This window comes from Actinosynnema sp. NPDC059797, assembly GCF_042732085.1.
GTDB lineage: Bacteria > Actinomycetota > Actinomycetes > Mycobacteriales > Pseudonocardiaceae > Actinosynnema.
In genome coordinates this window covers 1-12,096 of sequence record NZ_JBHWIE010000224.1, presented here as the reverse complement: position 1 = coordinate 12,096, position 12,096 = coordinate 1, and the positions used below count along the sequence as shown (strand labels likewise).

Sequence of the window (12,096 nt, the reverse complement as noted above, 5' to 3'; positions counted from 1 at the left end):
GCTCACCGAGGCGCTGGCGCTGTGGCGCGGCCCGGCGTTCGCCGACTTCGGCGACGAGGGCTTCGCCCGCGCCGCGGCCGACCGGCTGGAGGAGCAGCGGCTCGCCGCGCTCGAAGCGCGGGCCGAGGCGCGGCTCGACGCGGGGGAGCGGGACCTGCCGGCCGGCGAGCTGGCCGAGCTGGCGGAGCTGGTGGCCCGGCACCCGCTGCGCGAACGGCTGCGGGCGGCGCACCTCCGGGCGCTGTACCGCGCCGGGCGTCAGGGCGAGGCGCTCGCCGGGTACGAGGACCTGCGCGCCCGGCTGGCGGAGGAGCTGGGCGTGGACCCGGGCCCGGAGCTGACCGCGCTGCACCGGGCGCTGCTGGCGCAGGACGCCTCCCTGGAAGCGCCCCGCCGGAGGGCGAACCTGCCGTCGCCGCTGACCGACCTCGTCGGCCGGGAGGGCGCGGTGGCCGACGTGCGCGGGTTGCTGGCCGCGCACCGGCTGGTCACGCTGACCGGTCCCGGCGGCGTCGGCAAGACCCGGCTGGCCGTGGCGGTCGCCTCCGCGATCCCCGACGCGTGGCTGGTCGAGGCCCGCGCCGACGGGCTCGCCGAGGCGGTGGCCACCGGGCTGGGCGTGGGCGACGGGACCCTGACCGAGGCGCTGCGCGCCCGGGACGTGCTGCTGGTGCTGGACAACTGCGAGCAGGCGGTGGACCGGGTGGCCCTGTTCGCGGCCGAACTCCTGGCGGCGGCGCCCCGACTGCGCGTGCTGGCCACCAGCCAGGTCCCGCTCGAGGTCACCGGCGAGGTGCGCTACGAGGTGCCGCCCCTGCCCGACGACGCCGCGGCCGAGCTGTTCCTGGCCAGGGCCGTGGCCACCGGCTACCGGACCGACGACCTGGAGCGCGTGCGCACGGTCTGCCGCCGCCTGGACGGCCTGCCGCTGGCCGTCGAGCTGGCCGCCGCGCGGGTGCGGGCCCTCGGCATCGCCGAACTGCTCGCCCGGCTGGACGACAGGTTCGGCCTGCTCACCAAGGGGAAGCGCGACGCGCCCGCCCGGCAGCGCACGCTGCGCGCCGTGCTCGACTGGAGCTGGGAGCCGCTGACCGCGCCGGAACGGGCGGTGCTGCGGCGGCTGGCCGTGCATGCGGGCGGCTGCACGCTGGAGGCCGCCGAGGCCGTGTGCGCCGAACCGGGCACGGCCGAGCTGCTGGACAGCCTGGTGGACCGGTCGCTGGTGGTGGCGCGGGACGGCCGGTTCCGGCTGCTCGAATCCGTGACCGCCTACTGCCTCGACCGGCTCGGCGAAGCGGGCGAGACCGCGGCCGTCCGGGGGCGCCACCGCGAGTACTACACCGCGCTGGCCGAGCGCCTCGACGTGTCCGGCACCGGGCAGTGCGCCTCCCTCGCCCGCCTGGACGAGGAGTACCCGAACCTGCGCCGGGCCCTGGAGGGCGAGCCGAACGAGCGCCTGGGCCGCGCGCTGTCCTGGTACTGGCTGGTGCGTGGCCGGTTCGGCGAGGCGCGGCGGTTCCTGCCCGCGGGCGACGACCCGCTGTCCCGCTGGTTCACCGGTTTCGTGCTCTTCCGGGACGGCGAGGACCTGGAGACCAGCCGACGCCTGGTCGAGTCGTCCCTGGCCGGGTTCCGCGCCGCGGGCGACGACCGGGGCGTGGCGGCGGCGCTGAGCGTGCGCGCCGCGCAGTCGCTGGTGCGCGGCGACCTGGCGGCGGCGGAGCGCGACGCCAGAGAGGGCGACCGGCTGTTCCGCGACCTGGAAGACGGCTGGGGCCGGTTGCAGAGCGCCTACGTGCTCGCGGCCCTCGCCGAGATCGCGGGCGACTACGCCGCCGCGACCCACCTGCACGGCGAGGGCCTGCGCCTGGCCGAGGCGCTGGACCTGCACGCCGACGCCGCCGACCGGATGACCGGCCTGGGCCGGATCGCGTTGCTGGAGGGCGACTTCGCCCGTGCGCGGGCCCTGCACGAGCGGGCGCGGGAGCGGGCGGCCCGGCTGGGCTACCGCGCGGGCGAGGTGCACGCCGACCTGGGGCTCGCGCTGATCGCGCGCCGCGCCGGCGACCTCGACCTGGCCGAACGCCTGCTGCGCTCGGTGCTCGACCGGCACCGCGCCACGAGCTTCGACCCGGGCCCGGCGCTGGTGTTCGCCGAACTGGGGTTCATCGCCGAACTCCGCGGCGACGCGACCGGCGCTGCGGCGCTGCACGAGAAGGCGGTCGGGATCGCGAAGGCCACCGGCGACCCGCGGGCGACGGCGCTGGGCCTGGAAGGGCTCGCGGGGGCCCGCGCGCTGGCCGGCGACACCGCCGAGGCGCGGCGGCTGCTGGACGAGGCGGACGCGGCGCGCCGGTCCGTCGGCGCGCCGCTGCCGCCCGCCGAGCGCGGGGACGTGGACCGGATCACCGCGCGGCTGGCCGGCGCGCGGTCGGTACGGCGGTGATGACCGGTCAGGCCGCACACCCCGTTGGGTTGGTCACGACGTCGTCCGCGCGGTCCTCCGCTGCTCCGGGGCGGTCATCGCCCGGTTCAGCAGCTCCAGGTCCCACGCGGGCTCCCGCAGTTCGGGCCGGTTCGACGCCCGGAACCCGTCCATCGCCAGGTGCAGGTGCCGGCGCCACATCGACGGAGCGACGTGCTGCGTGGTCTCGGAGACGCGGTCGGTCGCCCACAACAACACGAGCAGGTCGGCGCCGGTGACGTCGGGGCGCACGGCGCCGGCGCCCTGTGCGCGCAGCAGGACCTGTTGCGCGAGTGCGCAGATCTCGCCGTGCGCGGCCTCGTTGCGCTCGTCGCCGGTGAACCGTCGAGCCAGGAAGTCGCCGAACGCCTGATCCCCCACCTGGGCCGAGCACAGGACTTCCAGCAGGGTGCGGAACGCCTCCCACGGGTCCTCCAGGTCGAGCGAGGCCGCCACCTCGTCGATCACGCGGCGCAGCTTCGGCTCGAGCACGGCGGACAGGAGGTCCAGGCGCGTGGGGAAGTGCCGGTAGAGGGTGCCGACCACCAGACCCGCCTCCCGGGCGATGCCGTCGAGCGGGGCTTCCGCGCCCCGTTCGGCGAACGCGCGCCGGGCGCACTCGAGGAGCCGCCGGCGGTTGCGGTGGGCATCCCTGCGCACGGGCGGTGGGTCCTCTCGGGAAGGCACGATGTCACCGTAACAAACCTGAGGGCACCCTCGAGTTTGAGGGCTGTCTCAGGTTTGCTACGGTCGCCGGGCATCGAAAATGAGAGTGCACTCATTTTGTGGAGGGTCCGGCATGGCGAAGCTCGGCGGGAAGCTCAGCGGGAAGGTCGCGGTGGTCACCGGCGCGACCTCGGGCCTGGCCCTGGCGACCGCGAAGTTGTTCGTCGCCGAGGGCGCGCACGTGGTCATCACCGGCCGGAGCCGGGACCGGTTGGACGCCGCGGTGGCCGCGATCGGCCACGACGTGACCGGTGTGGTCGGTGACGTCGGCGAGATCGCCCACGTGGTCCACCTGGCCGGTGTCGTGGCGGCCGAACTGGGCCGGGTCGACGTCCTCGTCGCGAGCGCCGGGGCCTGGACGTGGGACGAGCGCATCGACGAGGTGACCGGGGAGTCGTTCGACGCCGTGTTCGGTGTGAACGTGCGCGGGACGTTCTTCACCGTGCAGAAGCTCCTGCCGTTGCTGTCCGATGGCGCCTCGATCGTGCTCATCGGCTCGGGTGCCGCGGCGAAGGGCGATCCGGGAACCACGGTCTACGCGGCGAGCAAGGCCGCGCTGCGGTCGTTCGCCCGGACCTGGACCACGGACCTGAAGGAGCGGGGGATCCGCGTCAACGTCCTCAGCCCCGCCGCGATCGACACCCCGGCGTTCGCGGACCTCCCACCGGGGTTCAGGGAGCGGATCGCCTCGCTGGTGCCCCTCGGCCGCCTTGGCGCCGACCACGAGATCGCCACCGCGGCACTCTTCCTCGCGTCCGCGGATTCGAGCTTCGTCAGCGGGATCGACCTCCCCGTCGACGGGGGCATCGGCCAGGTCTGACACCGGCACGAGGGCACCTCCGCGGGGTGCCCGCGGACCGGTTCGACCTGTCCGCGGTGCCGGGCGTGGGCCGTAGGGTCGTCGGGTGCGCGAGACCGATGGCGAGTTGGCGATCCGGGCGGCCGAGGCCGGGGCGGCTGTCGTGCGGGCGATGTACGGCGGCAGGCTGGAGCGGTTCGCCAAGTCCGGGGACGACTTCGCGACGGAAGCGGACGTCGCCGCCGAACGGGCCGTCATGGCCGTCTTGCGGGAGGCGCGACCGGCGGACGGTTTCCTCGGCGAGGAGAGCGGCGACCTCGGGGAAGGCGCGTCCGGTCGCCGCTGGCTGGTCGACCCGCTGTGCGGGACGCTCAACTACGCGGCGCGCACCCCGCTGGTCGCGGTCAACGTGGCGTTGCGAGCCGACGACCGCGTCACCGCGGCGGCCGCCGCCGACCCCCTGGCCCACGAGGTGTTCTGGACCGGCGGCGAGGCCGCCCACGTCCGTTCGGAGGGGCGGGACGTGCCGCTGCGACCCGATCCGACCAACCACCTGGTCGACCTCAACCTCGACCCCCCGTTCCCCAACCGGGACTGGTTCCTCGCGGCCGACCTGCTGACCGACGAGGGCTTCACGAGCGCGTTCCGCCCCAGGGTGCTGTCCACCACCCTGGCACTGGCCTGGGTGGCGGCAGGCCGCCGGGCCGCCTACGTCACCGACGGGCACCTGCGCGACAGCGTGCACTTCAGCAGCGGCATCGCCCTGTGCCAGGCCGCCGGCTGCGTCGTGACCAACCTCGCCGGCCAACCCGTCCACACCGGCGCCCAGGGCCTCATCGCCGCAGCCGACGCCACGATCCACGCCACGCTGCTCGACCTCGTGTCCCACCGGCGACAGCCGCGGACGTCCGGCCGGGCGTGACACCCCGGCGCCCGGCGGTCGCTCAGCCGACCGGCAGCAGGCGCCGGATCCGGTCCGCGCCGATCGACAGCAGCAGCGTCGGCAGCCGCGGGCCGCGGTCCGCGTCGACCAGCAGGCGGTACAGGAGCCGGAAGAAGTCCTTCTGGGCCTGCGCCACCTCCGGTGTCGGCCGGTCCTCCGCGGCGAGGCCGGCGCGCAGCTTGGGGATGCCGTAGACGAGCCGGGTCAGGCCGTCCAGGCCCCAGTCGTCGGCCAGGTGCCGGAGCAGCAGGCGCAGGGATTCCCGCTGGTCCTCGGTGAGGGCGGCCAGCTCGGCGGTCGCGGGTTCGGCGCGCACGCGGGTGCGGTCGCCGGGCTCGACGTGCTCGGCCAGCCAGGAGGCCGCGAGCGACAGCCGGGGCTCGACCGACGCCGGGGTCAGCTCCGGGTCGACGTCGCGCAGGACCCGGGCGAGCTGGTCCGGGTCGCCCGCGGTGACGTCCGACGCGGCGGCCAGCAGCCGGAACGACACCGGGCGCGCGGGTCGGGGCAGCGGGCCGAGGCTGGTCCTGCTCGCGCGGTCGAGGACGGCGACCTGCCACGGGTCGGCCCGGCCCGCGGCCACGTCGGAGCCGAGCCGGTCCCACTCGTCGTACAGGCGGACGACCTCGGCCCCGAAGTCGACGGAGAACGCCTGCTCCGGCTTGCGCCGGGTGTAGAGCCAGCGCAGGACCGGCGCTTCCAGCACGCGCAGCCCGTCGTCGGCCGTGGGCACCGCGCCCTTCGAACCGGACATCTTGGCCGAGCCCTTGATGCCGACGAACGAGTACGCCTGGTAGACGGGCGGTTCGGCGTCGAACACTCGGCGGACCAGCTCGGCGCCCACGGTGAACGAGGACCCGGGCGAGGAGTGGTCCGCGCCCGCGCCCTCGAAGGTCACGCCCTCGTGGGCCCAGCGCATCGGCCAGTCGACCTTCCACACCAGCTTCCCGCTGTTGGCCTCCCGCAGCCGGACCACGCCCGCGTGCCCGCAGGAGCGGCACCGGTAGTCCACGGTCGCGGCGTCCCGCTCGTAGCCGGTGACCGCCGTCCCGTCCCGGCCGCAGTCGTGGCAGTACGGTCGGTACGGGTAGTAGTCCTCTTCGGGCGGTTCGGAGCCCTTGGTGCGGTAGCGGGACAGCAGCGCGTGGATCGCCTCGCGGTGGTCCAGGGCGCGCAGCACCAGGTCGGCGTACGCGCCGGAGCGGTACATGTCGGTCTGGCTGATCTCGCGCAGCTCCACGCCGAGCCGGGCGAGCGCGGCCCGGAACGGCGCCTTGAACCGCTCCGCCCAGCTCTCGTGCTCGCCCCACGGGTCGGGCACCGCGGACAGCGGGCGGCCGACGTGCTCGGCGAAGGCCGCCGGCACCCCGGCGGGCACCTTGCGCAGCCGGTCGTAGTCGTCCCAGGACAGCAGGTGGACCCGGTCCCGCCCGCGGCGGTGCAGCTCGTCGGCGACCAGGTGCGGGACCATGACCTCGCGGAGGTTGCCGAGGTGGACCGGGCCGGACGGGCTGATGCCGGACGCGCACACGACCGGTTTGCCCGGGGCGCGCCGATCGGCCTCCGCGATCACGCGGTCGGTCGTCCTGGCCACCCAGTCCCGGCCGTGCTCGGCGGTCACCGGCCCTCCTCGTCGTCGATCTTCGCGAGCGGCCAACGTAGTGGCGGGTCGGGCGGGAGGTCGATTCAGTTTCCGGCCGACCCACGGGCTATTGTTGCCATGAATTTGCAACAAGCACCCTGGGGGGACGATGGCCGACGCCGTGCCGCTCACCACCGAGACCGACCTCGTCCACCGCTGGCTGCGCGGCTGGGTCGAGTGCCGGGGCTGGGGCCCGGTCGAGGAGGTCCCCGGCGGCCTGAGCCTCCTGCCGCGGCAGCCGGGGCGGCACCGGGAGGTCGTCGCGCTGCACGACGGGCCCGACGCCCTGGCCGCGCTCGCGGCGGAGGCGCCGGGCGGTGACGGGCCGACCTGGCTGACCGTGCCGACCACCCGGCCGGACGAGGTCGAGCGGACCCTGCGCGCGGCGGGGCTGACCGTCAGGGGCGCCCGGGAACGGCTCATGACCCGGGACCTGCGCACGCACCCCGCGCGGGAGGTCCCCGCGCCGTACCGGTGCGACACCGAGGTGGACGGCCCGGTCGTGCGGGTCCGGGTCCGGCACGCGTCGGGCGACCTCGCGGCGAGCGGGACCGCGTCCGTGCTCGGCGGGGACGCCGTCGCCGACCGCGTCGAGACCGCCGACGACCACCGCCGGCGCGGGTTGGGCAGCGTGGTCATGGGCGTGCTGGCGGCCGAGGCCGTCGCGCGGGGCGCGACCACCGGCATCCTCGTGGCCAGTTCGGAGGGGGAGCGCCTGTACTCGGCGCTGGGCTGGTCCGCCGGGCCGGCCGTGGTGATCGCCTCCGCCTGACCGCGGCGCCCGCGCGGGTGGTCCACGTCGCCCCTGTCGTCGCCCGGGTGTCGGGCACCGCGCCGGGCGCGCCCGGGGCGTGCTCGACGAGGGCGCCGGGTCATGACCAGTCGATGTCCAGGTGGGCGAAGCCCCTGGCCTCGAACAGCGCCTTGCCACCGCCCTTGAACGGGTTCCCGCAGTCGACGAAGGTGACGCCGGCTGGCGTCGGGCAGTCCAGCAGCGCCCGCGCGTTCACGACCTTCCGCGAGTTGAGCACGGTCAGCTCGACCAGCTCGGGCAGCGCGGGTTCGCGCAGCCGGGCCGGGCTCGGGCGCAGGTGCAGGCAGCTGATCCCGGGCACGTCCTCCGGCCGGGGCTCGCCGCCCCACCTGATCCGCACCGCGCCGTCCTGGGTGAGGTCGTCGCACTCGGCGGCGTTGCCGACGCAGGCGGTCCCGTCCCCGTCAGGCGAGGGTGTCCACGACGTACGCGGCGGCCTCGGCGATGAGGGCTTCGTCGTAGGCGGCGTCGGCGGCGGACCTGCTGGACATGATCGCGACCACCAGCGGCTCGGAGCCCGGTGGCCACACCACGCCGATGTCGTTGGCCGTGCCGTAGCTCCCGGTGCCGGTCTTGTCGGCCACGCGCCACCCCTGCGGCACGCCGGCCCGGATGCGCCGGGCGCCGGTGGCGTTGCGCTCCATCAGGTCGCGCAGGAAGTCGCGCTCGTCGGCGGGCAGGGCGTCGCCCAGCACGATCCGCCGGTAGTCCGCGCCGATCGCGCGCGGTGTGGTGGTGTCGCGGGGGTCGCCCGGGGTGGCTTCCGTGATGGTCGGCTCGAACCGGTCCATCCGGGTGACGTCGTCGCCGAGGCCGCGCAGGTACGCGGTCAGCCCGGCCGGGCCGCCCACGTCGCGCAGCAGCAGGTTGCCCGCCGTGCCGTCGCTGAAGCGGACCGCGGCGTCGCACAGGTCGCGGACCGCCATGCCCGTGGCCAGGTGCCGCCGGGTGATGGCGGAGCTCTTCATCAGGTCGGCCTCGGTGTAGGTGACGACGGTGTCCAGGTGCGCCGGGGGGTGGTGGTGCAGGACGGCCGCCGCGGCGAGGCCCTTGAACGTCGAGCAGAACGCGAACCGCTCGTCCGCCCGGTGGGCGATGGTGGCGCCGGAGCCGGTCGCGACGGCGTGGACGCCCAGGCGCGCGTCGAACCGGCGCTCCAGGTCCAGCAGGCGGTCGTGCCGCTCGGGCGGAGCGGGGGAGGACGGCGCGCCGGTCGCCGGGGTCGGGTCGCCGGTCGGCGGCGCGTCGGGCCGTGTGTCGGCGCACCCCGCGAGCGGGAGCAGCGCGAACGCCCGGAGCAGGGTGCGGCGGGTGGTCGGTCGTGGCGTGGTCATCGTCCCCCTCGGGTCGGTCGGTCGTGGGTGGGAGGAGGCTCGCAGGCGACGCCGGATGCCGTCCAAGACGGGAACGGCCGGATCGATGCCGATCCGGCATATAGGGTGGTCACGTGGACCTCATCGCGGCCTGCAAGGCTTTCGTCGCCGTGAGCGGGCACGGCAGCTTCACCGTCGGCGCGGCGGCGGCGCGCATCCCGCAGTCCGTCGCCAGCCGGCGCGTCGCGGCCCTGGAGAAGCACTTCGGGGCCCGGCTGTTCACCAGGTCCTCGCGCAGCGTGGCGCTGACCGAGTTCGGCCGGGAGGTGCTGCCGTCGGCCCGGCGGCTCGTCGAGCTGGCCGAGGCGGTGGAGCACGACGCCGAACAGGCCAGGCTGCGGCCCTTCCGGTTGGCCGTGCCCGAGGTCTGCGCCCCTCGTTCGCTGGCCCGGCTCGTCGCCGGCGCCCGCGCCCGCGACCTGAACCTCGACCCGCGCCCGGCCGGACCGGACCGGCGCGCCGAACTGGCCCGCACGCTGGAGGTGCGCGCGGCCCTCGTCGCGGTGCCGCCCGACGACGCCGCGTGGCGGGTGCCGCTGGGGCTGGCCGGCCGCGACGACCCCGGCGGGGTGGCGGCGGTCCACGTGGAGTCGTTGCGCGCGGGCCGGGCCGAGCGGGGCGCCCGCCGACGCCGGGTGCTGGTCCAGGCCGAGGACGACGTGCCGCACGTGCGGGACCGCGTCCGGCGGCTCGGGCACGCGGTGGGGCTGCAACCGGCCCAGGTCGTCGTGACCGGTTCGCTGGTCGCGGCGACGGCCGAGGTGCTGTCCTCGACCGACCTGCTGCTGTGCTCGCGCGCCCAGGCCGACGAGCTGGGCCTGCACTGGCGGCCCGTCGGCGAGCTGCCGGGCGCGGCGCGCGGCTACGACGTCACGGCCCGGTCGCGGGAGGACGGCGCGCGGGTCCGGTCGCTGCCGCCCGAGCTGGTCGGGCACTGCCTCGGCGTGCCGGGAGGGGAGGCGCCGTGGGCGTGACGAAGGTGCTGCGCGAGGCGCGGCAGGCTTTGGACGACGCGGGCCTGCGCGGCTCGTTCCTCGTCCGCGACCTCGACACCGGCGACGAACTGGGTCTCGACGCCGAGGTCGAGTTCCCGGTCGCGTCGCTGGTGAAGGTGCCGCTCGCGGTCGCCACCCTGGAGCGCGTCGCGCGCGGCGAACTCGACCCGGCCACGCCGCTGACCGTGCGACCGGGCCGCAGCGCGGTCCCCGGGCCGATCGGGCTGAGCAAGTTCCGCCACCCCGCCGTGATCGCGCTGGACGACCTGCTCCACCTCAGCACCTCGATGAGCGACAGCGTCGCGGCCGACGCCCTGTTCGCCCTCACCCCGCCCGCCGCCGTCACCGCCGAGCTGCGGCGGCTCGGCCACGACGGCATCGCCGTCCGCCACCTCATGGCGGACCTGGTCGACACGCCGGCGGAGCGGTTCACGAGGGCCGAGGTCCACCTCGCCCACGCCCTGGCCATCTCCGCCGGGACGGCCGGCCACGGCCACCCCGTGCCCCAGCTCGACGTCAGCCGCGCGAACGCCGGGTCCGCCCGCGCGTTCACGGACCTGCTGCACGGCCTGTGGCGGCCCACGACCGTCCACCCGGCCGTCGCCGCCAGGGTGCGCGAGCTGATGGGCGACAACGTGGTGCGGCACCGGTTGGCGCCGGACTTCACGTCGGACTCGTCGCGGTGGTCGTCCAAGACCGGCACGCTGCTCAACCTGCGGCACGAGGTGGGCGTGGTCGAGCACGACGACGGGCGGGCGTTCGCCGTGGCCGCCCTCACCGAGTCCCGCGTGCCCGCCGCCGCCCAACCAGGCGCGGAGGCGGTGATGGCGCACGTGGCCCGGACGCTGCGGGACGCGGTGCGGATGTGGTGAGCCGATCCGGCACGGCATAAGACCATCCGGTGAAAAACCCTCACCCGATCCGGGTGCCTGCCCGCTCGCGAGCGCACTCCGCCCACCGCTGAGTCCACAGTGGACCCGGAGGCCGGTTCGGGCGCCTTTTTCCGGCTGACGCGGGAGCCGCCCGGCGCTAGCGTGGGACCCGGATCGATCCACACGACGGGGGATGTGCGATGAAGAGAACGACCACGCTGCTGGTCGCCGTCCTGGTGGCGGCGCTGCTGCCGGGCACCGCCGCGGCCCGGGGCGGACCCGGTTGGGCCGCCACGTGGGCCGCGTCGCCGCAGGCGCTCACCGACTTCCTGGGGCCGAGCTGGGGTTCCGACGGGTTCGACGACCACACCGTGCGGCAGGTCGTGCGGGTCAGCCAGGGCGGTGCGGCGCTGCGCGTGCGGCTGTCCAACGCCTACGGCGCGTCGCCGCTGGAGGTCGCCGGCGCGACGGTCGCGCTGGCCGGGGACGGCGCGGCGGTGCGGCCCGGCACCGTGCGGCACCTGGGCTTCCGCGGCGACCGGTCGCCCACCGTGCCGGCGGGCGGCGAGCTGGCCTCCGACCCGGTGGTGCTGCCGGTCCGGTCGCTGGGCCGGGTGACCGTGACGCTGTACCTGGCCGAGCCGACCGGGCCCGCGACCGGCCACGCGTTCGCCAGCACGACCAGCTACCGCGCCGGCGGCGACCACCGGGCCGACGCGGCGGCCGACGCGTTCACCGAGACCTCGCAGTCCTGGTACTACCTGAGCGGGGTCGACGTGGTGGACACCTCGCCGCGGCGGGACGTGGTGGTCGCGTTCGGCGACTCCATCACCGACGGCACGGGCTCGACCGCGGACGCCGACAACCGCTACCCCGACGAGCTGGCCGAGCGGTTGCGCGGTCGGCGCGGCGTGGTGAACGCGGGCATCGGCGGCAACCGGGTGCTCAACGACTCGGCGTGCTTCGGGGAACGGGCCGTCGACCGGTTCGGGCGTGACGCGCTCGGGCAGCCGGACGTGCGCACGGTGGTCCTGCTGGAGGGCATCAACGACATCGGGTTCAGCGAGTTCCCGATGGAGTGCACCCTCCCGAACCCGCGCGTCACGGCGGCCGAGGTGATCGCCGGGTACCGCGAGCTGATCGCGCAGGCCCGCGCCCGGGGCGTCCGGGTCGTCGGCGCGACGCTGGCGCCGTTCAAGGGCGCGGGCTACTACACCGAGGCGGGCGAGGCGGTGCGGGACGAGGTGAACGCCTGGATCCGCGACTCGGGCGAGTTCGACGCGGTGGTCGACTTCGACCGCGCGCTGACCGACCCGGCCGTCCCGGACACGCTGCTGCCCGCCTACGACAGCGGCGACCGCCTGCACCCGAGCGACGCCGGGTACCGGGCGATGGCCGAGGCGCTGGACCTCGCCGACCTCTGATCGGAGCGGTCCGCGGGGGGGGGCGGCCCGGGGCGCGCGGGGCC

At 75.9% G+C, this 12,096-nt stretch carries 11 protein-coding genes; 7 read left to right on the top strand and 4 right to left on the bottom strand.

Going from position 1 to position 12,096, the window contains the following annotated elements; all coding sequences use genetic code 11:
• Window positions 1–2,446: ATP-binding protein (locus ACFV4N_RS31650; RefSeq protein WP_499676302.1), on the top strand; the 2,446-nt coding region annotated here is incomplete at its 5' end.
• A 33-nt stretch (window positions 2,447–2,479) separates the two neighbouring features.
• Here ACFV4N_RS31650 and ACFV4N_RS31645 read toward each other — a convergent pair.
• A complete protein-coding gene (locus tag ACFV4N_RS31645; RefSeq protein WP_499676301.1) occupies window positions 2,480–3,124 on the bottom strand; it encodes a TetR/AcrR family transcriptional regulator in 645 nt (214 codons plus the stop codon).
• 139 nt (window positions 3,125–3,263) lie between these two features.
• On the opposite strand from ACFV4N_RS31645, the gene ACFV4N_RS31640 reads away from it, so the two are divergent.
• Both ACFV4N_RS31640 and ACFV4N_RS31635 read left to right on the top strand, forming a co-directional pair.
• Window positions 3,264–4,010, top strand: coding sequence for an SDR family oxidoreductase (locus ACFV4N_RS31640; protein ID WP_499676300.1), 747 nt, complete (start codon window positions 3,264–3,266; stop codon window positions 4,008–4,010).
• Window positions 4,011–4,095: 85 nt separating this feature from the next.
• A complete protein-coding gene (locus ACFV4N_RS31635; RefSeq protein WP_499676299.1) occupies window positions 4,096–4,911 on the top strand; it encodes an inositol monophosphatase family protein in 816 nt (271 codons plus the stop codon).
• A gap of 22 nt (window positions 4,912–4,933) precedes the next feature.
• Here ACFV4N_RS31635 and lysS read toward each other — a convergent pair whose 3' ends face one another.
• Complete coding sequence (gene lysS / locus ACFV4N_RS31630) at window positions 4,934–6,553, bottom strand: lysine--tRNA ligase (RefSeq protein WP_499676298.1); 1,620 nt, start codon at window positions 6,551–6,553, stop codon at window positions 4,934–4,936.
• Window positions 6,554–6,683: 130 nt separating this feature from the next.
• Here lysS and ACFV4N_RS31625 point away from each other — a divergent pair, with 130 nt between their 5' ends.
• Window positions 6,684–7,346 (top strand): GNAT family N-acetyltransferase, encoded by a 663-nt coding sequence (locus tag ACFV4N_RS31625; protein ID WP_499676297.1) that lies wholly within the window; start codon window positions 6,684–6,686, stop codon window positions 7,344–7,346.
• A 100-nt stretch (window positions 7,347–7,446) separates the two neighbouring features.
• Here the strand turns inward: ACFV4N_RS31625 and ACFV4N_RS31620 are convergent, their stop codons facing one another.
• Both ACFV4N_RS31620 and bla read right to left on the bottom strand, forming a co-directional pair.
• On the bottom strand, window positions 7,447–7,728 hold the full coding sequence (locus tag ACFV4N_RS31620; protein ID WP_499676296.1) for a hypothetical protein: 282 nt from the start codon (window positions 7,726–7,728) through the stop codon (window positions 7,447–7,449).
• A gap of 64 nt (window positions 7,729–7,792) precedes the next feature.
• On the bottom strand, window positions 7,793–8,722 hold the full coding sequence (gene bla, locus ACFV4N_RS31615; protein WP_499676295.1) for a class A beta-lactamase: 930 nt from the start codon (window positions 8,720–8,722) through the stop codon (window positions 7,793–7,795).
• 113 nt (window positions 8,723–8,835) lie between these two features.
• Here bla and ACFV4N_RS31610 point away from each other — a divergent pair, with 113 nt between their 5' ends.
• The 3 genes from ACFV4N_RS31610 (at window position 8,836) to ACFV4N_RS31600 (ending at window position 12,052) form a co-directional block, all read left to right on the top strand.
• Window positions 8,836–9,735, top strand: coding sequence for a LysR family transcriptional regulator (locus ACFV4N_RS31610; RefSeq protein ID WP_499676294.1), 900 nt, complete (start codon window positions 8,836–8,838; stop codon window positions 9,733–9,735).
• Complete coding sequence (locus tag ACFV4N_RS31605) at window positions 9,726–10,628, top strand: serine hydrolase (RefSeq protein WP_499676293.1); 903 nt, start codon at window positions 9,726–9,728, stop codon at window positions 10,626–10,628. Before ACFV4N_RS31610 ends, ACFV4N_RS31605 begins: the two co-directional genes overlap by 10 nt.
• Before the next feature lie 200 nt (window positions 10,629–10,828).
• The gene (locus ACFV4N_RS31600) at window positions 10,829–12,052 is read left to right on the top strand and encodes an SGNH/GDSL hydrolase family protein (protein WP_499676292.1); all 1,224 of its coding nucleotides are present in this window, start codon (window positions 10,829–10,831) and stop codon (window positions 12,050–12,052) included.
• Window positions 12,053–12,096 lie beyond the last annotated feature (44 nt).